16 protein-coding genes are annotated in these 20,317 nt (G+C 64.3%); 4 read left to right on the top strand and 12 right to left on the bottom strand.

The window, feature by feature from the left end; genetic code table 11:
- Positions 1-14: 14 nt before the first annotated feature.
- The 3 genes from QA635_RS11105 to QA635_RS11095 all read right to left on the bottom strand — a co-directional run bounded on the left by QA635_RS11105 (position 15) and on the right by QA635_RS11095 (position 3,256).
- Positions 15-1,040 carry a glycoside hydrolase family 5 protein gene (locus QA635_RS11105; RefSeq protein WP_283068889.1) on the bottom strand — a complete coding sequence of 342 codons (1,026 nt, stop codon included), beginning with the start codon at positions 1,038-1,040 and terminating at the stop codon, positions 15-17.
- Positions 1,037-2,326, bottom strand: coding sequence for an O-antigen ligase family protein (locus QA635_RS11100; RefSeq protein WP_283068887.1), 1,290 nt, complete (start codon positions 2,324-2,326; stop codon positions 1,037-1,039). The genes QA635_RS11105 and QA635_RS11100 overlap by 4 nt, the downstream gene beginning before the upstream one ends.
- A 75-nt stretch (positions 2,327-2,401) precedes the next feature.
- The gene (locus QA635_RS11095) at positions 2,402-3,256 is read right to left on the bottom strand and encodes a WecB/TagA/CpsF family glycosyltransferase (RefSeq protein ID WP_283071592.1); all 855 of its coding nucleotides are present in this window, start codon (positions 3,254-3,256) and stop codon (positions 2,402-2,404) included.
- Between the two features lie 463 nt (positions 3,257-3,719).
- On the opposite strand from QA635_RS11095, the gene QA635_RS11090 reads away from it, so the two are divergent.
- Positions 3,720-4,850: a GNAT family N-acetyltransferase gene (locus QA635_RS11090; RefSeq protein WP_283068886.1), complete on the top strand. Its 1,131-nt coding sequence runs from the start codon at positions 3,720-3,722 to the stop codon at positions 4,848-4,850.
- 24 nt (positions 4,851-4,874) lie between these two features.
- On the opposite strand, the gene QA635_RS11085 is transcribed toward QA635_RS11090, so the two are convergent.
- On the bottom strand, positions 4,875-6,095 hold the full coding sequence (locus QA635_RS11085) for an FAD-dependent oxidoreductase (protein ID WP_283068885.1): 1,221 nt from the start codon (positions 6,093-6,095) through the stop codon (positions 4,875-4,877).
- 618 nt (positions 6,096-6,713) lie between these two features.
- Here QA635_RS11085 and QA635_RS11080 point away from each other — a divergent pair.
- Entirely contained in the window at positions 6,714-8,039 is a 1,326-nt protein-coding gene (locus QA635_RS11080; RefSeq protein ID WP_425249181.1) for a lipopolysaccharide biosynthesis protein, read from the top strand.
- Positions 8,040-8,113: 74 nt separating this feature from the next.
- Here the strand turns inward: QA635_RS11080 and QA635_RS11075 are convergent, their stop codons facing one another.
- Positions 8,114-10,222 (bottom strand): GumC family protein, encoded by a 2,109-nt coding sequence (locus tag QA635_RS11075; RefSeq protein ID WP_425249145.1) that lies wholly within the window; start codon positions 10,220-10,222, stop codon positions 8,114-8,116.
- A 279-nt stretch (positions 10,223-10,501) separates the two neighbouring features.
- On the opposite strand from QA635_RS11075, the gene QA635_RS11070 reads away from it, so the two are divergent.
- Together QA635_RS11070 and QA635_RS11065 are read left to right on the top strand one after the other, a co-directional pair.
- Positions 10,502-11,692, top strand: coding sequence for a glycosyltransferase family 4 protein (locus QA635_RS11070; protein WP_425249180.1), 1,191 nt, complete (start codon positions 10,502-10,504; stop codon positions 11,690-11,692).
- 15 nt (positions 11,693-11,707) lie between these two features.
- Positions 11,708-13,261 (top strand): glucosamine inositolphosphorylceramide transferase family protein, encoded by a 1,554-nt coding sequence (locus QA635_RS11065; protein WP_283068880.1) that lies wholly within the window; start codon positions 11,708-11,710, stop codon positions 13,259-13,261.
- Positions 13,262-13,279: 18 nt separating this feature from the next.
- On the opposite strand, the gene QA635_RS11060 is transcribed toward QA635_RS11065, so the two are convergent.
- From QA635_RS11060 to QA635_RS11030, 7 genes are read right to left on the bottom strand one after another with little or no spacing between them, the layout of a single operon-like run.
- A complete protein-coding gene (locus QA635_RS11060; RefSeq protein WP_283068878.1) occupies positions 13,280-14,482 on the bottom strand; it encodes an ABC transporter substrate-binding protein in 1,203 nt (400 codons plus the stop codon).
- A gap of 53 nt (positions 14,483-14,535) precedes the next feature.
- Complete coding sequence (locus QA635_RS11055; protein WP_283068876.1) at positions 14,536-15,237, bottom strand: SDR family NAD(P)-dependent oxidoreductase; 702 nt, start codon at positions 15,235-15,237, stop codon at positions 14,536-14,538.
- 39 nt (positions 15,238-15,276) lie between these two features.
- Positions 15,277-16,083 carry a glutathione S-transferase family protein gene (locus QA635_RS11050; RefSeq protein ID WP_283068875.1) on the bottom strand — a complete coding sequence of 269 codons (807 nt, stop codon included), beginning with the start codon at positions 16,081-16,083 and terminating at the stop codon, positions 15,277-15,279.
- 24 nt (positions 16,084-16,107) lie between these two features.
- A complete protein-coding gene (locus tag QA635_RS11045; RefSeq protein ID WP_283068874.1) occupies positions 16,108-17,268 on the bottom strand; it encodes an iron-containing alcohol dehydrogenase in 1,161 nt (386 codons plus the stop codon).
- 41 nt (positions 17,269-17,309) lie between these two features.
- A complete protein-coding gene (locus QA635_RS11040) occupies positions 17,310-18,083 on the bottom strand; it encodes an enoyl-CoA hydratase-related protein (protein WP_283068873.1) in 774 nt (257 codons plus the stop codon).
- A gap of 12 nt (positions 18,084-18,095) precedes the next feature.
- Positions 18,096-19,106: an NAD(P)H-dependent flavin oxidoreductase gene (locus QA635_RS11035; protein WP_283068872.1), complete on the bottom strand. Its 1,011-nt coding sequence runs from the start codon at positions 19,104-19,106 to the stop codon at positions 18,096-18,098.
- A 21-nt stretch (positions 19,107-19,127) separates the two neighbouring features.
- Positions 19,128-20,315 (bottom strand): acetyl-CoA C-acyltransferase, encoded by a 1,188-nt coding sequence (locus QA635_RS11030; protein WP_283068871.1) that lies wholly within the window; start codon positions 20,313-20,315, stop codon positions 19,128-19,130.
- Positions 20,316-20,317: the final 2 nt, after the last annotated feature.

Below are 20,317 nucleotides of genomic sequence, written 5' to 3'. Positions count from 1 at the left end.
CCCAATCGAACGGCTTAGCGGACCGGAGGGATGATCGCGCGGAGGATATCCGCCTTCCAGCGTTGCCGGGCGCCGTCGAATGCCGCAAAATCGTGGTCGAACTGCCAGTAAGCCCACGCCCAGCCATTGCGTTCCGCGCGTCGAGTCATGAACGACAGATACGTCGCGCGGCTCTCCGCGGGAGCACGTTCATAGACACCGAACTCGCCAAGATAGATCGGGCGCTGTTCCTTCTCGGACCAGGAGCGGATCTTGTCGAAATCGGCCGAGGCCCTGGCTTCGTCTTCCGCAGAGCCCCAGTGCAACGGACCGATCTTCGAGAAGGTCGGCGACCACGGCGCGCCCTGATGGGTGAATTGCAGCGGCAGGTAATAGTGGAATGTGACGATCAGGTTTCGGTCGCCGGCCGGCAGCGCCAGCTGATCGATCGGCAGCTCCTCGGTGTTCAGGATCGCGACCACGACATTGCGCTTCGGGTTGGTATCCCGGATGACGGCAAGGCAATCGCCGAGCAGCGCATTCCATTCGGCCGAGGTCATGTTGCCGCCGGGCTCGTTCAGGATCTCGAACACCAGCGCCGGGTATTTCCCCGCATAGCGCGATGCGATCTGGCGCCAGAATGCCTTGAGCTTCACGCCGCATTCGGCCACGTCGCGTTGGCAGAGATCGGTGTCGTGCTCATCGAGGATCGGAACGAGCCTATTCTCCAGCACCTGCTCGATCACGGCATCGAGGCGCCGCAGGACGGCATCATCGAGGATGTTGCCGGAATCCATATGCCTGAAGCCAAAGAAGTTGATCCGGACATGGGAAAAGCCGGCCCTGCGAATCGCGGCGAGGTTTTCCAGGCGGAACGGCGCGTTCCGGTAGCCTTCCCAGATGCCGTCATAGCCGAGGATATTGATGCCGCGCCCCAATGCCGCGGCGTCCGGCGATGCGCCCCGCCCCGCCGCATTCGCCGGTGCGGTCAGCGGGACAGCAAGCGCCGCCGCCGCCAGCATGACGAAGGCTCTTCGCAGAAGCAATCGGAACGCGGTCATGGCTGCTCCAACTCGCGCGGATCTACGCGCGATGACGGCACCGGCCGGCAGATGGCGAGGAAGAATGCGATCAGCAGCACCGACGTGAACATCGTCGAGCGAAGGAAGACCGTCTCGGTGAAATTGGTCTGGCAGTTGAGGAAGACGAACCCGATGATCAACGCGCAGTGCAGGCGGTCGATCGCCCGCGCTGCGATCAGGCAGAGCACCTTGTAGGAAAACAGGAAGACGCTCGCCGTGAACAGGAAATAGCCCAGGAATCCGGTCTCGACGAGAATGGCGATATAGCCGTTGTGATAATTGTCGAGGACCCAGCCGTGGTTCTGGTTGAAATAGTCGTAGATCGCCGGATTGGTCCAGAAACCGTTGATGCCGAATCCGAACAGCGGCGCGTCATCGAAATGGCTGATGGCGTACTGCCAGATGAAGGTTCGCTCGGTGAAGTCGATCGTCGTGTCGAAGGCATGAATCGAATCGTATCCGGTCGTGTAGAAATACAGGATCAATAGCGCGGCCGCGACGCACATGACACATGGCAGGATCGCGTAGACCTGCATGCACCGGACCGACCACAGGGAGGTGAGCAGCAGCGCGCAGGCAACCAACGACAGGGCGCCGGCGCCGCGCGACTCCGAAAGCATGACACAGGTGGAGGCCAGCACGAACGTCACGAGGAACGACAGCCATCCTTGTCCCGCTATCTTTCGATAGCAGGCGAAGAACATGAGATAGGCCCCGGCGAAGCCGAGGGTTTGCTTCGACTCGAAGACCCCCTGCCACTGCCCCTTGTGCATCCAGGTCTGATCGATTCCGATGTCCGGCAGGATCACCGCACAGAGCGCAGAGGCCGCGATCAGCACCAACAGGCCGCGGGTGGCCGATGTCACGATGTCGTCGATATCGACGCGGGTGATCATGCAGAACGCGCCAAGCGTCGTGATTGCGAGCGCCGCGGCCTTCATCAGGGCCGCCACGCCGAGGTTGGTCCACAGCACGGAAACAGTGGCAAACGCATAGAACGCGACGATCACGAGCGTGTCGAGATTGAGGGCCAGCCGCAGGCAAGGACGGATGAACAGGCTTGCGTAAATCAGGACGCCCCACATCAACAGGGCGACGGCTTGCTGTACCAGGGTCAATTCAGTCGGAAGCAGCGCCGCGTGAAAGGTCCCCATCGACATGATCACATTGATGGTGATCGACCAACCGACGACGGTCCTGGCGAAATTCTCCGCCCCGACGCCGGGTGCCTGCCAGATCGAACTGTCGATCGCACGTCCGTCCATTCGGTTGTACCCCGCTCATGGAATGAGCTTGCTGCTCCGGTGGATCGGAGCAGCACATTGCACTCGTGAGAGGCGTCAGTCTTTCGTTGAGGAGGATCGGGTCCGGTTGAACAGCAGATAGAGCGCGTGCGGGTTGGTCGTCAGGTAGCGCCAGAACAGTCGCCGCGGCTCGAGCCACAGGCGCCAGGCCCATTCGAGGCCGACGATCTGCATCCATCTCGGCGCACGCGGCCGCGAGCCGGACAGGAAGTTGAAGAGCCCGCCCGAGGTCTTGATGACGCCGACATTGCCGAGCCGAGGCATGAATTGGTCGACGAAAGCCTGCTCATAGGGCACGCCGAGCGCGACCCAGAGAAAATCAGGCGCCAGGGCGTTGATCTCGTCGACCTTGGTCCGCAGCGCGTCGCCGCGCAGATAACCGTGCGAATGGCCGACGATCTTGAGTGCCGGATAGGCCCGGCGGACATTGGCGATGGCGGCCTTGTTCTCGGCTTCGTTGGCGCCGAACAGGTAAAAAGTCAGCCCGAGCTCTTCCGCCTTGCGTGCGACGTCGTGAAACAGATCCGTGGTCGCGACGCGCTCGGGAAGCGGATTCGGCGACCGTAGCTTGGACACCATGACCAGCGGTTGCCCGTCGGCGTTGATCAGGTCGGCGGTACGGAACAGCCGGTCCGTCATCGGCTCGGTCGAGCAGCGCGACAGCACCTCGCCGTTGGCGGAGGTCAGATACAGCGGACGATTGGCGCGCCGGTTCGGATGCACCGCCTCGACCATGAACTCGGCGGTCTGCTCGCGATCGAGCACGGCGAGCCGCAGCCCACCGATGGTCGCCCGGGGGACACTGGCAGTCGCAGCCCTGCCGACAGGATTGATACGCCGCTCCGGAGCGCCGTGTGGCAATGATCCGATCTGCGCCGGCGCCGGGGACATCCGCTCGGCCCGCGACGTGTCGCAAATCCGGACAGGCGGAGCAGCCATGTCCGAATTGAGACGCCGAGGCGGCTTGCGGTCGGCCTGCGGGGACGAAATTGCATAGGAAGCGCGGGTTTTTTGGCTGTGACTCAGCATTTCGGCGGGACTCCAGGACTTGCGAGCCCTTAACTGCAATATCCGGTCCAGACCGCGTGCGATATCTCACCACGGCGCGATTGAGCTGATCCTTAAGGAATTGTTAACGATGCTGATCCTTCGGACGCGGCCACGTTGAGATGACAGCCGATCGCAGTCGATGCGATGAAGCCAAGGGCTCGACCCAGCAACAATGTGCAAAGGTCGAGGCATTGCATTAATACAAATCGTATTCTGCCGCTGCCCGAGCCGATCGACCTTTGCTATAAGGGCGGCGTGCCGGATACAATCGGCGCTTTGAAACTGTCGTTTTGTTTGGTCTCACATGAACAAGAATGATGACGCGTTCGATGTCAGCATCGACGACGCATTCGACTTCCTGTCTGAAGAGTACGTGAAGTTATTTGAAGGCTCGGACGCGACCGCCTTCCAGCATCCGCTATGGCTGGACAGCCTTTATCGCAAGCTCGCTCCCGCTGCGTCGGCCAAGCCGCTGGTCGTCGCCGTCCGCCATCGTGCGAACAAGTCGCTTGCGGCCGTGCTGCCGATGCTGCGCGTGCGGCGCGGCCCGATGCGCACCATCGAATTCGCCGATCTCCGCGTGTCCGACTATTTGTCGCCGGTGTGCAGCATCGCGACATTCACCGACCTGCTGCAAGACCAGCGTGCCTGCGAAAGGCTTCGACAGCTGCTGCGACCGTTCGACCTGCTGCGCATACCCAAGCTGCTCGATGCGAGGATGCCGATCGAGAATCTGCTCGGAGCGCCCCATCGCAGCCTGATGGATACCAATGCTTACGCGACGGTCCTGGTCGCGCCGTTCGAGCAATGGCAGATCAATGCAATGGGAAAGTCGTACCAGAAGGAGCTGGCAAAGAAATGGCGCCAGATCCACAAGAAGGGCACGCTCACCTTCTCATGCTGCGACGATAGCGCTTCCGTCGGCGAAGCCATGGAGACGATGAGAAAGTTTCGCGGTCCGCGGTTTCACGAACAGGGTGATGGCGACCTGTTGCAGCGACCGGAGTATTTCGATTTCTACTCGAGCGTGGCGCTTCGCGGCATGGGCTCGTTTACCCGGCTCTACGCCATGAAGATGGACGGCAAAGTCATCGCGGCGGCCCTTGGGCTGGTTCACCGTGACAGCCTCCTTGTCGTCATGACGGCGTTCGATGTCGAGGGGTACAAGAGCCAATCGATCGGCGCGCTGACATTCGAGAGCGTCGCAAGGGATTGCATCGAGCGCGGCGGTCGGGTGCTGGACTTCACCATCGGTGACGAACCCTACAAGACGTACTTCGGCGGTCAGCCGACGCCGATGTCGGCCGTGACGCGGGCCGGGAGCGCGGCCGGCTCGCTCGCGCTGTTTGCCTTGAAGCAGGCGCCCTGGATCAAGCAGGCCGCCAAGCGTGTGACCGATTTCAGGCCGGTCCGCACCTCGACCGGCACGCGCTAGCGCCGCCCGGCGCTGGCAGCCCGATCAGCGGAGCGCGCTGCGGACGCGCATCACCCATCCCGGACGAATCCGGTCCACCCGGTGCGTGATCATGCGGCGCAGGAAGTGCAGCTTCCGCCGCAAGTTCCAGCGCACACCGGTGTTCAGCGTCAAGGCCTGACGGAAGCTCGCCAGGTGCAGCGAGTGCTGATCCGCGGCGAGCTTGTCCCGATCGGAATAGAACTGCGCAATCTTGTCCGCGCCCATACCGGCGGTCTCCAGCCAGCGCGGCACATAGTCCGTGCAAAGACGTTCGACATCCACCAAGAGGCGGCCCACGCCGGTTCCGGCTGCGGGACAATTGGTCTGAAACGCATCGCCGATCAACACGACGCCGGGCTGCAGATGGCCCTCGGTCACGGTCAGATCCATGACCCAGTTCTGCACCTGGCCGACCACCTCGAAATCGCCGAGATGGGGCTGCAATCCCGGCATCAGGCGAAGCAGCGTCCGTCTGGTGTCGCGGCGCAGCTCGCGCATGATCGGATCGGTCGGATCGCGGAACATGAACAGGTTCGCCCGCATGCCGCCCGACATCGGAAACAGGCTGAGATAGTCGACGCCGTCAGCCGCCTGCTCGCCATAGCAGGTCAGCGCATCGAAATCGAATGGCGCGTTGTCCGGCCGTGCGATCGTGAAGCCGAACGAGACAGAGTGGCGCGCAGCAAGCATCTGCCGGCGCATTCCGAGATTATGGCCGAGCAAGTTCGCCATGCCGGTCGCCAGAACGACCAGACGCGAGACGACGCGCTTTCCGGAGGCCAGCGTCAACTGCTGACGTTCCTCGCTGCAGCTGACATTGGTCACCTGGTCGAGCAGCAAGCTCGACGCATCGGGCGTCAGGCCGCGTGCCATGTTGACGAGGTTGGCATAGGAAATCCCGTAGGACCGGCCGACGCCGATATCGACCAGCTTGCCGCTCCTGATGTTGAGCACCCGGTCATAGGGCGCGGCAATGGCCTCGACGTCGTCGATGAAGCCGAGGCGGCGCAAGATGTCGATCTGCCGTCCGGCGATTTTTTCAACCCGGAATTCGTCCGGCGGGATCGATCGCTTGTCGATCAGGACGACGCGGTATCCGGCTCGGGCGAGCACAGCCCTTGCGAGCGAGCCTGCCAGACCGGCTCCGACAATTGCGACGTCCGCTTCGATGACCTCGGTCTCGCAGGCCACGATTGGCTTGGTCGCACTTTTCTCGGCAATCATGTTCGTCCGCTCCGACGGCTAGAGCGTTTTCGAGCGAAGTCGATACCGGTTCGCGTGAAGAAAACGCGTCAAAACAAGAATCTAGAACCCCGTTCCGATTCCATCGGAACGGGAAAAGCTCTGGTTGGCCGCAGAACTGCAATTTCCTTGCCTGCGGGGCCGCCTTGCCGATCGAGCATGGCGAGTTCCAGAATTGCGGTTAATGAAAACCTCCGGACCACGATCAGCGGTCTCTCGGCACATGGCTTGCACGACGGTCGGCCATGAAACCGATCCTTTGCAGGCTCCGCAGCGGGATGGCGAGGCGATCGCCAGGCCATCGAGCAGCGACAAATGGCGTTGACGCACAAGCGCAGTCTCTTCCGGCAAGGTCCGCACCACTGGACTGGACGCTGGAGGCAAATCCAACCTGCGCCGTTTGGAGACAGGGCAGACGGCGCCGTTCCAGAATGGAGCAACGCGACCTGGCCCTGTTCACAACTGCGTTGGGCCCGGCAGCCGTTCGAAAGGAACGGAATCTTAGCAAGAGAACATTAACACTCCAGGCTTCACCGATTGCAGCGGTCAACAGCCCGACTGGATATTGAGACGTCTCTGGTGATTGCCTCCGTGCTCCAACTGTTACGGCGCGACGTTACGCGCGGCGTTGCCGGGACCATCCTGCTCAAGGTTGGTAGCGGCGGGCTCGCATTCGCGTTGTTCTCGCTCGCCGCGCGGGCGATGACGCCGGACGCGTTTGGAAACTTCGCAACCCTGCTCTCTGTCGCCCAGATCGCCTCGGTGGTGGGCCTGGTCGGCCAGGAGCTGCTCCTGGTTCGGTTTCTCAACGAGTATGAGGTGCGCGGCCAGGCCGAGTTCACCAAGGGTGTGCTGCTGACGAGCCTGAGGAACTCAGCGATCGGGATGCTGATTTCGATCGCCGCGATCGCCGCGGTGGCAGGCATTCGCGGCGAGTGGTGGCTGTTGATCCTGTCGGTCTCGGCGTTCACCGCGATCAATGCTGGGCTCATGCTCGGCAGCCAGATCGCGCGATCCCTGGTCAGCATCCTGATGGGCGAAGGCAATCGGGAGTTCTTCTGGCGCGTCGCCGTCGTCCTGTTCCTGATCGCGGTGCTGTTCGGCCACCGGCAACTCACTCCTGCCGAGCTGTTCAGCGCGATGTCGGCCGCGATGGCGCTCGGGCTCGTCGTGCAGATCGTATCGATCATGCGGGCGCTGCCGAACCTGCGGTCGGTCACGGCGCGCTTCGAGGCCTCGCGCTGGAACAAGAGCGCATTCCGGTTCTGGCTCGCCTCCATTCTCGAAGCGGCAAACCAGTATTTCGACGTCATCCTGGTCTACTGGATGCTGGACCCGGCCACCGCCGGCGTCTATTTCGCCGCCTCGCGGCTGGCGAACATCTTCGCGATGCTGTCGGCTGCGCTCTACACATTCGGCGCGCGCCGGCTCCCCTCGCTGTATTTCAGCAAGAACCACGGCGAGCTCGAACATACGTTGAAGCTGATGGCCGAGGTGACCGCGCTCTGCGTACTCAGCGGACTCGTCATCGTCTGGGTGGGTGCCCCCCATCTGCTCGGCCTGTTCGGGCCGCACTTCGCGGCGCAGCAGTGGGTGTTGATCGTGCTCGCGATCGGAACGGCCTTCCAGGCGGCGGGCGGACCCTCTGCCGCTGTTCTGCAGCTGACAGGCCATGAGCGCGATTATGTTCCCGTCGTTGCAGCCAATGTGGCGTTGCGGCTGCTGGGATTTGTCGTGCTGATCCCGTGGCTCGGCGTGCTCGGCGCCGCGATCTCGGCGACGGTTTCGCTGGTCGTCGCCACCATCGCGCTCAACGTGCTGTGCCGGCGGCGGACCGGCGTCGACCCATCCATTCTGGTACTGTCGCATCTGTGGCCGTCGAAAGGTGACGCCTACGCGGTCCGCGTTGCGGACAGCAACGACTAGAGCGTTTTTCGAGCGAAGAGCCGCGTTCCGATACTATCGGAACGAAAAAGGCGCTAGCTTCAGCCGAACCGCCTTCAGCTCGCCAGGCCGAGCGCCTCGCCCTGGCGACCGCGAACGGCGGCATCGACCGCCACGCGATTGACGACCAGCGCGGTCGGGACCGAACCATACCCGGATAAATCGGCCCGCGCCTTGCCAATCGCAGCCGAGTTGGCCGCCCCTTCGCGAACCACGAGGATCACCAGGTCGGCATGGGCAGCCAGCGCCACCGCGGCCGGCTGCAGGGCAAGCGACGATGCGTCGACGATGATCAGGCCGAAATCGGCGCGAATATCGTCCGGCGGATAGGGCGGCGCCTTGCTGCTGGCAGCCAGCAGTTCGACGACGGACGGCAGATCGGCCTTGATGATCCCCGATCCTTGCGACGGCGCCGACTCGGCGCGCCTGGATTCCATCTCGATCAGGACGCTGAGCATCCCGTTCTTGACGGCGGATCGGTTCAGCGACCGTGCAACGGTGCTGCCGCCCGCACCGCCCTCAACCGATAGCAGGAGCGCCACCTTGCCGTGCTCTCCCGGAAGCTGCTCGATGTTCTCGATCAGCAGCTGAAGATGCGGCGCGAGATCGGGCTCGGCCGTCGACGGGATCGGGGTCTGCCAGACGCTCCTGACGGCATCCGGCGACGCGATGTTGGGAATGCGGGCCAGCACCGGCAATTCCGGCGGCGGCGCGGGTTGCGGCGCGGCGGGCGCCGGCGGTGCGGGCGCCTCGGCCCGACGCAGCGGCGGAATGGCCTTGATCGGGAGCTGCTTCAGATTCAGACCGGGAACAGCGACGATCGCCGTCGACGTCAGCAGCGAGACGATCGCGAGCGCGACCAGCAACAGCGGAAGCGGCGGCAGCGTCGAGCGCACCGGCGGCGTCGCGGGCGATGCGACCTTGGTCTGCGAGCTCTGCAGCAGCCGCTGCTCGTCGGTGGTCTTGTAGCGCGAGAGGAATTGCTCGTAGATATTCTTGTTGGCGTCGGCGTCGCGCTGCAGCTCCTGCAACTTGACCAGGGCCTGACCGTCGACCAGGATTTGCTGTTCGACCGCCTTCTGCTGATCCTCGAGCGCTTTCTGCTGATCGCGCTGCGCCTCATATTCCGACTTCGCGGTGTCGATGTTCTTCTTCCGCTCGATCTCGATCTGGCGGTTGAGATCGCTGAGCTGGCTGAGGGCCATCACGAGGTCCGGATGACGGTCGCCCAGCACCCCGCGCTTTTGTGCGATCTGGTCGTTGAGCGCGGAGCGCTGGGCGCGCAGCGCACTCAGCAGGTCCTGCTTGACGGGCCCGTCGACATTGGCCCTCAGGTCGCGCTGCAGCTGCTCGTAGCGAACCTTGGCCTCCTCGGTGCGGGCGCGCGCGGCGGCGACCTGCTGGGTCAGATCGGTGACGCGCAATTGCTGCGTCGTCGATTCCTTGCCGGCGTTGACGATCCGGTGCTCGAGCTTGAACTTCGCAACGGCATCTTCCGAAGACCGCAAGCGGTCGTTCAACGTCTTGAGCCGGCTCTTCAGCCAGTCGGCGGCTTCGTCGGTCGCCACGCTGCGCGTGCCGCGCTGGCTGGCGACGAACGCCGCAGCCACCGCATTGGCGTAATACGCCGCGCGCTGCGGGTTGTTGGACGTGAACTTGATGGCGATGACATAGGTCAATCCGCGCCGGGAGATGTCGAGCCGGTTGCGGAACCGGTCGAGCAGGCGCGTGGGATCGGTCCTGCCGCCGGAGATGTCGCTGTCCTCGGCGACCTTGAGCTGCTCGATCAGCGGCCCGAGAAATCCGTCGGATTTGGCGATCTCGACATAGCTCTGCAGTGCTGCGGCATCCTGACCGATGCCCGGCAGGACGTCCTGATCGGTGGTGACGCGCTGCTCGCGCGGGTCGACCACGACGAGCGCGGTCGCGGCATAGCGCGCCGGAATCAACATCAGCAGAATGACGCCGACCGCGAAGATCACCGCGGCGAGCATCAGAATGCGTTGACCGTTCTCGCGGAAAAAAGCCACCACGCCGGGAATGCTAAGCACGCCCTTGGTGGTTTCCGCAGAGGATCGGCTGGTCGGCACGCCAGCAGTTTCCCACGACGCGGCGGGTTCCGTGGCTTCGGAACGTCTCGGGCCTACGCGGCTACCGAACTTCATGGGGCTGTTACTCGAATTCAACTGACAGTGCTGCTCCAACGTAAATATCTATGGTTAATCCACGGTTACCCCCTCCTCTTGCGGACGTAACCAATTAGTTAACGAGCCGGCTGTACCCTATGTGTGAAACAATGGCTCTCGATTGCTGGCAATGTCTGATCGCACTAAATGAGCAGTAACCTCAACACGCGCTACTCGGTCTACGAGCGCGCTTCGCGTGATAAGTACGCGCGCAATAGCGAGGGAGACGATTTCATTCCTTCGACGGGTGAGGAAGCCGTGCTCCATTACAGGCCAAGCATAGAATTGCGCGAGGCATCGACCGCGCCACGCGATCAATCGAACGTGGGCAAGCCAAAGCTGCGTGTCGTCTTGGTGCAGACCCAGGCCGAGAACGCCGGCGCGCAGGAGATATCGCGGCTGCTCGGCGCGGGCCTCTCCGCGCGCGGCTACGAGGTGGCCAACCTGTTCTTCTTCCGCAAATCGGATTCCTTCGACGAGCCGCCCAATACTTTCTATTGCGCGCCCACCCGCCCGGGAAATCCCCTGGCCCTGCTGCGGATGCTGTGGACGCTCGCCGGTCATCTCAGGACCATCAGGCCCGATGTCGTGCTGACCTTCCAGCACTTCGGCAATATGATCGGCGGAGGCGTGTCGCGGCTCGTCAGCCGCGCTCCGGTGATCGCCAATCAGGTGTCCTCGGCGATGTCGATGAGCATGCCGGTGCGCGCCGCCGACATCTTCATGGGCTCGACCGGCTTCTTCCAGTGCATCACGCTGAATTCGCGGGACATGGAGCGTGAATACGCCCGCTACCCCGCGACCTATCGCGCGCGCATGACGCACGTCCCGCACGGCTTCGACGACAAGTCGCACAGCCTGCCGAAGGACGTCGCGCGGCAGCAGTTCAGGCTGCCGCCGGATCGCACGCTGCTCGGCTGCGCGGCAAGGCTGCATCCGCACAAGCGGCTCGATGCGGCAATTCGCCTGCTGGCCGCCGACCAATCCTGGCATCTTGCCCTCGCCGGACAAGGCGCGGATGAGGAACGGCTGCGAGCCCTGGCGAGCGAGCTGAAGGTCGCGGACCGGCTGCACTTCATCGGCGAGATCCCACCGCGCCAGATGGCCGAATTCCTGGCGTGCCTCGACGTCTTCGTCTTTCCGACGCAGGCCGAAACCTTCGGCCTCGCTGCGGTGGAAGCCGCGAGCGCCGGCATTCCCTGCGTTGTCAACGATCTTCCCGTGCTGCGCGAGGTGCTGTCCTACCAGGGACAGCCCGCGGCGGTCTTCGTTGACGCGGCGAACGAGGCGGAGTTTTCGGCCGCCGTGTCGAAAGTCCTGACCGATCGTTTGTTGAGCGATCAGCTGCGGCAAAGTGCCGTGGGCCTGAAGTCGCGTTATTCGTTAGATGCCATGATAGAGGAATACGTCCGCATTCTCGGCAATGCCGTGGGAGTGGACGCGCACTAGGAAATTGGGCTGGACATGATTATCGAGTTTCGCTGCGATCGCGCGCAGGCGCGACTCTGGATGCGCCGCGAGACGCTGCGCGTCAGCGATCAGGATATTCCCGTTCAAATCGCCTGGACTACGACGCCGGGGCCGAGGCCAGCCGGCCTCGACATGCTGTTCGAGCTCGAACGCATCGTGCTGCGCAGAGGCAAGGCCGGCGATGCCGACAGGCTGAAGGCGATTGCGGAACGACCGCGCTTGGGCAACCCCGATGTGGTTGTCGACTTCACCACTGCCGCGCGGGACCCGAACCGCTCCGCCAGGCTCTATCTCCGTCCGCGCTTCAACGGACAGGCGGGCGAAGCCGCCGCACTGGCCGCCATTCTCGCCGGCGACCTGCCGGTGATTGAAATCGTCAACGAGCTCGACGGCGCGGTGATGGACCGCGGCCATCCCTCAGCGGAAATCGCCGCCGGCCTGAGCGGCGGGCTCGAAACGGTGATGGCGCGCACCTTGTCCATGCTGCCGCCGATATTGTCGGGGGCTCCGCGACTGGTCCCGCAACTGGCCGTGCCGGCGGCCAGCGCGCCGCGAAATCCCGCGCCCTTTGTCCTGCGCGGCGTCGCGACCTCGATCGCGAAGGAAATCTACCGTCTCTGCTGCTATGCGCCGCATTGGCATGTCGGTTGGCGCTACGCCGACAACGCGGATGTCTGGCGGACCGGTGACCTGTCGGGGCCTGCCTGGAACGTGCTCGGCGATCCCGGCAATCACTTCTATGCCGATCCCGTCCCGGTGAAGTGGCAGGGCAGGACCTTCGTGTTCTTCGAGGACCTCGACCACCGCACCGGCAAGGGCATCATCTCCGCGATCGAATTCGACGGCAAGGGTCCGGTCGGCACGGTGCTGCCGGTGCTCGAAGAGCCGTGGCACCTGTCCTACCCGTTCCTGATCGAGAACAACGGCGAACTGTGGATGATCCCGGAAAGCACCGCGCATCGGGATGTCCCGATCTACAAATGCGTTCGCTTTCCCGACAAGTGGGAACGGCAAGGCACGCTGCTGTCCGGGCTCGAACTCGCCGACGCGACCATCACGCAGCATGACGGCCTCTACTACATGTTCGGAGCCTGGCGCGACGGCACCGGCGGATATTCCGACACGCTGGCGATCTATTACGCCGAACAGTTGCTCGGCCCGTGGCGGCCGCATGCAAGCAATCCGATCCTGATGGATCGCGCGACGACGCGGCCGGCCGGCAATTTCGTGACCATCAACGGCAAGCTGTGGCGGCCGGTGCAGGACTGCACCAACGGATACGGCGCGGCGCTCGGACTTGCGGAAGTGCTCGAACTGTCGCCGACGACCTACCGACAAGCCGTGCGCCATCTGCTCAAGCCCGGGCCGCTGTGGACCGGTCGCAAGCTGCACACGCTCAACCGCTGCGGCCGGCTCGAGGTGGTCGACGGCTCGCGGGTTCAGCCCAAGACCACCGCCTTGCTGAACAGCCTGCGGTCAAGCGGCCGGTCATCGCCGCGGGAGTGGCAAGGCACGCTGGCGAAGCCGATCGCACGTCGGCTCCACTAGCGCCTCGGTCGACCCGGCTCAGTTCAGGTCGGCACTCAGCACGCCGCCGAACTGCTCCCATGAGCTTCCGGTCCAGCGTTGCAACTGAAGCTGCGTATAGGCCATGCTGTTGTCGGGACTTGTGTTGATGGTGATGCCCGGCATCAGCGTCGGCAGCACGAGCCCTCTGATGTTGCGCGCCTGCTTCACGATGTTCTCGCGCGACAGGTCGTCGCCGCACTGCTTCAGCACCTGCTCCAGGATCTGGCCCTGCTGGGTGCCGAACAGATAATTGTTGTCGCCGATATCGGCGCCGGGAAGATATTTCTCGAAATGGGTGCGATACCATTTCATGCCGGGATCGTCGGCCCACTTCTTGTCGTTCGGATCCTTGGTGATGGTCGCCACGACAACGCCCACCGCCTTGTCTGCCCCCGCCGGCACGATGGTCGCGGAGACCGAGCTCGACACGTAGTTGACGATGGTCAGCGGCGACCAGCCGATCTCGTTCGCCTTCTTGATCGCCTGGGCCGCGAATTTCGGCGTGCCGGCGATCAGGAACGCCTGCGCACCCGACGCCTTCAACGTCACCACGCGGGATTCGATGGTCGGCTCGGTGACCTCATAGGGAGACGTCACCACCTTCCTGTCGAAATCGGCCTTCAGCACCTCCTTGAACGCGGCCACGAAATCGCGGCCGAGATCGTCGTTCTGGTAGAGGATCGCGATCTTCGCATCGGGCGCCGTCTGCGTGATGTATCTTGCGTAGATCTTGCCTTCGGTGTTGTAGCTCGGCAGTCCCGTGGTGGTCAGCGGAAACTCCGCGAAATTCGCAAACTTGGTCGCACCGCTGACGACGAACAGATGCGGCACCTTCTTCGCGGTGACGTATTTGATGGTCGCGCCGATGCCGGGCGTGCCGAGCGGGCTGAACAGGAACGCCACCTCGTCGCTCTCGACCAGCTTGCGGGTCTGCTCCACGGCCTTGGGCGGCGTGTAGGCATCGTCATAGGTGATGAGGTTGACCTTGCGGCCGTTCACGCCGCCGCGGTCATTGACGGAATGGACGTAGGCGATCAACCCCTTGCCGGTGTTGCTGAGCGGAGACGCCGGGCCGCTGAACGGGAACGTCGCCCCGACCTTGATCTCCGATTCCGATACCCCTGGCGTTTCGGCGCGGACTGGAGCTGCGGCAAGCGCCGCAAGCATCGCAACGGACACGGCAAACGTCTTCAACACCATGAAATTCCTCCTGAGCTTTTATGAATTCCAACTCTTGCGACCGGCGCGCGGCGCTACCAGGCTTCGCCGAACGGCCTGATCTCGACATTGAACGACCACGCGCTGCGATCCTGATGGGCGACGTGCCAGACCTCGTCGGCGATCGCTTTCGGCTTGATGAAGAAGTCGTCCGGCCGATCCGGCCAGCGCTTCCGCGTCCACTCCAGATCGATCACGGCATCGATCACGAGATAGGCGACGTGAACACCTTGCGGCCCCAGATCGCGGGCCATCGCCTCGGCGAGAATCCGCTGTGCCGCCTTGGTCGGCGCGAACCCCGCGAAGCCGGCCTTGCCGCGCAACGCCGAGGTGTTGCCTGTCGCGACGATGGCGCCCTTGCCGGCAGCGATCATCGCCGGGGCAAATCGCCGTGCCAGGTACAGTAGTCCCATCGTGTTGACCTGGAAGTTGCGATTGAGAATCTCCGGATCGATCTCGCGGAAGGTGCCGAAAGCGCCGCCGACGGCGTTGTGGATCACGACGCCCGGGCTGCCGAGATCACGCTCCACGGACGAGGCCACCGCCTCGACCTGCGCGGGATCGGACACATCGCACCGATAGGCCTTTGCGCCCGGAAGCTGCTTTTCGAGCGCGGCGAGGCGCGCCTCGTTCCTGGCGAGAAGCGCGACGCGATAGCCGCCCTCAGTGAATCTCCTGGCGAGCGCCGAGCCGGTGCCGGGCCCAACGCCGGATATCAGACAGACAGGTGCGGTCATGCGATCAACCCTCCGCGTTGCGGCCTTTGGCCTTCATGGTCAGGCGGCCGCCTTCGACAGCAGCTTCTCGACGTAAGGCTTGAGGTCCGGCCTGACATGCTCGTGCGCGATCAGGCGATCAAAGTGCGCAAACATCAGCGGATACTCATCCTGCACGCCCGGGTGCAGAATTTTCGCCAATCCTTGCTTTTGCAGCTGCTCGGTCCGCGCATGTTCATTCATGAACAGCGCGAGTTCGGCGGCAAAGCAGATGTCGGCAATCGAGATGCCGTTCCCGACCAGCGCCTCCCGCCGCGGCGACAGCGCCTGCTCAATGCCGGACGCATAGATCGCGAACGCATCCTTGGCACGCGCATGAATGGCCGCATCGACCGTGCCGCCCGAGAGCGCCAGCAGATAGATTTGCGAGTCCCGCGCGAACACCAGGCTGACATCGAGAAAACTGTCGATCCGCGACGCCTCATAGGCGTCGCGCCCGTAGAGCGGGAACTTCGCCTCGCCGAGCCGCGCCACCGCGCGCATGATGCTGTTCGATTCGAAGATCCCGACCTTGCCGTCGGCGCCGAACGCGGCCGGCACATTACCGAACGGCTGCGCCGCCATGAACGCGTCGGTCTTGAACAACTGCGCGCCGGTCAGTCCGACCCGTCCGGTCCGTGCCAGCGACGACAGCGAGGCGCGCTCATGCTCCGCCAGCGGGCGGGCATCATAGTCCCACAACCAGTCGCGCAACTCCTTGCCCGAGGCGCCCCTGACCTCGACATCGATGCCGCAGAACCGCGCCGCGATGGTTGCCTTCCAGACGCGCGGGTTCGGCAGATAGGAGAAGATGCGCAAGGCGGCCATGGCGGCTGCTCCGGTGCTGATGCCTCAGGCGGCGAGCTTCAGGATCTTGACGACGTCGCTGGGCTCGCGGATCGGCTGCGGGTTGGCCCGCGTGAAGATCGACAGCATGGCGTTCTTACCGATCAGCTCGAAGCGGTCCTCGCCGACGCCGACATCGGCAAGCCGGCGCGGCAGGCCGAGCTCCGCGATGAACGCCGCAAACGCCTCGCCGGCATCGCGCCCCGGCGCGCCGAGCGCGGCAGCGATCGATTGCTGGGCGGCCTCCGTCGCCGGGCGGTTGTAGCGCAGCACGCTCGGCATCATCACCGCCGTGCAGAAATAATGCGGCACGTCGCAGGTGCCGCCGAGCACATGGCCGATGGCGTGGCTGGCGCCCATCGGCACCCGCGACTGCAATCCGAACGCCGACAGCCAGGAGCCGAGCTGGCAGCTCAGCCGCGCCGCCGCGTCGTCGGGGTGGGCCTTGGTGCGCAGCAGGCCGTCGTGCAGATAGCGCAGCCCCTGCTGGCACACCGCATCGACCAGCACGTTGGGGCGGCTGGAGCAGATCGCCTCGATGCCGTGATCCATCGCCCGCGTCCCGGAGCCGAGCCAGAGCTTCTCCGGCGTATATTTCGTGATCGCGGAATCGAGGATGATGCTGCGCGGCATCATCATCGGGTGGTTGAAGATCTGCTTCAGCTTGCGGCTGGTATCGGTGACCAGCGCGCCGGAATTGTATTCGCCACCGGACAGCGTGCTGGGGATCGCGATCATCCGGACCTTCGGCGAGCGGAACGGCCCAAAGCGCCGATCCGGCGTGGTCTCGAAGCCGTCGAGCCCGGCCGGCTCGAAGATCTCGTGCTCCATGCACATCAGCACGATCTTCGCCGCGTCGACCACCGAGCCGCCGCCGAGCGCGACGACGAGGTCCGCCCTGGCCTCGCTAGCCTGCCGCGCGATCTGCGTCACAACGTCCCGCGTCGTGTGCTGCGGCACGCCGTCGAAGGTCGCGGCATGACGATCGCCGAGCGCTTTGCGGATCTTCTCGATCTCGTCGGTCGTGGTGTTCAACGTCCGGCTGGCGATCAGATAGACGCGCTTGGCGCCCAGCCGCTCGGCCTCCTCGCGCAGCGCCTCGGCTGCCGGCTTGCCGTAGATCACGGATTCCATGCTGGGATATTGATGGCTGCCCACGACGCCCATGCTTTTCACTCCCTCGATATGTCCGTGAGTTCCGCCGCCGGTCAGGCAGACAGCTTGGTGAAATCTGGCTGGCGTCGTTCGGCGAAGGCGGCAAAGGCCTCGCGCGCTTCGGGCGTCGTCAGCCGTTCCTTGAACAACACGCCCTCCTCGGCGATCTGCGCCGCGATCCGCTGCTGCTCGCGCATCAGCTTCTTGGTCATGCCGAGCGACCCCGCCGGCCGCCTGGTCAGCGCAATCGCCGCGTCATGCGCCCTCTTGCGCAGATCGGCCTGCGGTACCACGGCATTGGCGAGGCCCGATGCCAGCGCGCCCTGCGCATCCATCGGCTCGCCAAGCGCGAACATCGCATAGGCCCGCGCATGCCCGATCCTCAAGGGCAGCAACCAGCTCGACGCCGCTTCCGGAACCAGAGCGAGGTTGACGAACGGCGTGATCAGCCGCGCATTCTCGGCAAGATAGACCAGGTCGCAATGCAGCAGCATCGTGGTGCCGACGCCGACCGCATTGCCCTGCACGGCGGCGACCAGCGGCTTGCCGACCTTGCTGATGGTCTCGATGAAGCGATGCGCGGGGCTATCGACTGCGCTTTCGCCGCGTGCCTGGCTCGCGAAGTCGGCGAGGTCGTTGCCCGCGGTGAAGCTGTCGCCGTCGCCCTGGAACAGGATGACGCGGACGGCCAGATCGGTCTCGGCCTGCTTCAGCGCCTGCGACATGGCGTCATACATGGCGCCGGTCAGCGCGTTCTTCTTCTCGGGCCGCTGCAAGGTCAGCGTCATGACGCCGGCGGCGATCTCAACCTTGACATGCTCGGTCATGGCACTCTCCCGTCAGGCGACCGCGCGGGCCGCCGTGGTTTCGAATTTGCCGTCGAGGAAGCCGGTCAACCGCTGCCGGATGATCGCTTCGGCCTCGGTCATGATGCGGTCGATCAGCTCCTTGACGGTCGGGATGTCATTGATCAGGCCGACCACCATGCCGCAGCTCCAGGCGCCGGCATCCATCTCGCCGTCGATCATCACCTTCGGATAGACGCCGGCGACTTGCTCGTGGATATCCTCGATCTTCAGCCTGGCGCCCTTCTCGCGCTCGATCTCGAGCAGCTCATCGACGCCCTTGTTCTTCAGCACCCGCTCGGTGTTGCGTAGCGCGCGCATCACGAGGCGGGTGTCGAGCTCGTCGGCGTCGAGCAGCGCCTGCTTCACATTGGGATGAACCGGTGCTTCCTTCGTCGCGATGAAGCGCGTGCCCATGTTCATGCCGGCGGCACCCATCGACAACGCGGCGACAAGGCTGCGCGCATCCGCCATGCCGCCCGAGGCGACGAACGGGATCTTCAATTCGTCCGCCGCGCGCGGCAGCAGGATCATGTTCGGGATGTCGTCCTCGCCGGGGTGACCGCCGCACTCGAAGCCGTCGACGCTGACCGCGTCGCAGCCGATCTTCTCGGCCTTCAGCGAATGCCGCACCGAGGTGCATTTGTGGATCACCTTGATGCCGGCCGCCTTCAGCGCCGGCATGTACTGCTCCGGGCTGCGGCCCGCGGTCTCCACCGCCTTGACGCCGCCCTCGCGGATCGCGGCGATATACTCCGGATAGGGCGGCGCGGTGAAGCTCGGCAGGAAGGTCAGGTTCACGCCGATCGGCTTGTCGGTCATGTCGCGGCAGCGCGCGATCTCCTTCGCCAGCAGCTCCGGCGTCTTCTGGGTCAGGCCGGTGATGATGCCGAGGCCGCCGGCGTTGGACACCGCGGCCGCCATCTCGGCGAAGCCGACAAAATGCATGCCGCCCTGGATGATCGGATGCTGGATGCCGAACAGTTCAGTGATTGCTGTCTTCACAAGTCTCTCCCGCGTTTCCGCTCAGTGGACGATTTCGAACAGGCCCGCCGCGCCCATGCCGCCGCCGATGCACATGGTCACCACGCCGTATTTCGCCTTGCGCCGCCGGCCCTCGATCAAGAGGTGACCGGTGAGCCGCGCCCCGGTCATGCCGTAGGGATGGCCGATCGCGATCGAGCCGCCATTGACGTTCAGCTTGTCCGGATCGATGCCGAGCTTGTCGCGGCAATAGATCACCTGCACCGCATAGGCCTCGTTGAGCTCCCAGAGATCGATGTCGTCGATCTTGAGGTTGTGCCGCTTGAGGAGCCGCGGGATCGCGGCAACCGGGCCGACGCCCATCTCGTCCGGCTCGACGCCGGCGGCGACGAAGCCGCGGAAGATGCCGAGCGGCTTCAGGCCCTTCTGCGCGGCAACCTTGTCGCTCATGATCACGCAGGCCGAGGCGCCGTCCGAGAGCTGGCTGGCATTGCCGGCGCTGATGGTCTTGCCCTCGAACACCGGCTTGATCTTGGCGAGCCCGTCCGCTGTGGTATCCGGCCGCGGGCCCTCATCCTTCGCCAGCGTCACCTGCTGGTAGCTGACTTCCTTAGTGTCCTTGTTGACCACGGCCATTTTGGTCGTGATCGGCACGATCTCGTCGTTGAAGCGGCCCCCCTGCAGCGCGGCGCCGACGCGGCGCTGGCACTCGAGGCTGTACTCGTCCTGCTTGTCGCGGCCGATCCCGTAGCGCTCGGCGACGACCTCGGCGGTCTCCAGCATCGACATGTACATCTCGGGCTTCATCGCCATCAGCTCGTCGTCGACGGCGTGGAACCTGTTCATGTGCTCGTTCTGCACCAGGCTGATCGACTCGATGCCGCCGCCGATCGCGATCTCGACGCCGTCTGATATCACCGAGCGGGCAGCGACCGCGATCGCCTGCAGGCCGGAGGCGCATTGCCGGTCGATGGTGGTCCCAGCGACCGTGACGGGAAGTCCAGCGCGGATGGCGCCCTTGCGCGCGACGTTCATCACCGTGGTGCCCTGCTGCATGGCGCAGCCCATCACCACGTCCTCGACCTCGCCGGGCGCGATGCCGGCGCGCTTCACCGCCTCGGCCATCACATGCCCGGCCAAAGTCGGGCCGTCGGTGTTGTTGAGCGCGCCGCGATAGGCCTTGCCGACGCCGGTGCGCGCGGTGGAGACGATGACTGCATCTTGTGACATGC

The sequence above is a fragment of the Bradyrhizobium brasilense genome, assembly GCF_029714345.1.
Taxonomy (GTDB): Bacteria; Pseudomonadota; Alphaproteobacteria; order Rhizobiales; family Xanthobacteraceae; genus Bradyrhizobium; species Bradyrhizobium australafricanum.
Note: the sequence above shows the minus strand (reverse complement) of the source record. Positions and strands in the feature narration are given on the sequence as shown.

What these genes read in the sequence shown, in the direction of transcription:
- QA635_RS11105 (WP_283068889.1), bottom strand. Translation starts at nt 1,040, where the DNA reads ATGACCGCGTTCCGATTGCTTCTGCGAAGAGCCTTCGTCATGCTGGCG.
- QA635_RS11100 (WP_283068887.1), bottom strand. Translation starts at nt 2,326, where the DNA reads ATGGACGGACGTGCGATCGACAGTTCGATCTGGCAGGCACCCGGCGTC.
- QA635_RS11095 (WP_283071592.1), bottom strand. Translation starts at nt 3,256, where the DNA reads ATGTCCCCGGCGCCGGCGCAGATCGGATCATTGCCACACGGCGCTCCG.
- QA635_RS11090 (WP_283068886.1), top strand. Translation starts at nt 3,720, where the DNA reads ATGAACAAGAATGATGACGCGTTCGATGTCAGCATCGACGACGCATTC.
- QA635_RS11085 (WP_283068885.1), bottom strand. Translation starts at nt 6,095, where the DNA reads ATGATTGCCGAGAAAAGTGCGACCAAGCCAATCGTGGCCTGCGAGACC.
- QA635_RS11075 (WP_425249145.1), bottom strand. Translation starts at nt 10,222, where the DNA reads ATGAAGTTCGGTAGCCGCGTAGGCCCGAGACGTTCCGAAGCCACGGAA.
- QA635_RS11065 (WP_283068880.1), top strand. Translation starts at nt 11,708, where the DNA reads ATGATTATCGAGTTTCGCTGCGATCGCGCGCAGGCGCGACTCTGGATG.
- QA635_RS11060 (WP_283068878.1), bottom strand. Translation starts at nt 14,482, where the DNA reads ATGGTGTTGAAGACGTTTGCCGTGTCCGTTGCGATGCTTGCGGCGCTT.
- QA635_RS11055 (WP_283068876.1), bottom strand. Translation starts at nt 15,237, where the DNA reads ATGACCGCACCTGTCTGTCTGATATCCGGCGTTGGGCCCGGCACCGGC.
- QA635_RS11050 (WP_283068875.1), bottom strand. Translation starts at nt 16,083, where the DNA reads ATGGCCGCCTTGCGCATCTTCTCCTATCTGCCGAACCCGCGCGTCTGG.
- QA635_RS11045 (WP_283068874.1), bottom strand. Translation starts at nt 17,268, where the DNA reads ATGGGCGTCGTGGGCAGCCATCAATATCCCAGCATGGAATCCGTGATC.
- QA635_RS11040 (WP_283068873.1), bottom strand. Translation starts at nt 18,083, where the DNA reads ATGACCGAGCATGTCAAGGTTGAGATCGCCGCCGGCGTCATGACGCTG.
- QA635_RS11030 (WP_283068871.1), bottom strand. Translation starts at nt 20,315, where the DNA reads ATGTCACAAGATGCAGTCATCGTCTCCACCGCGCGCACCGGCGTCGGC.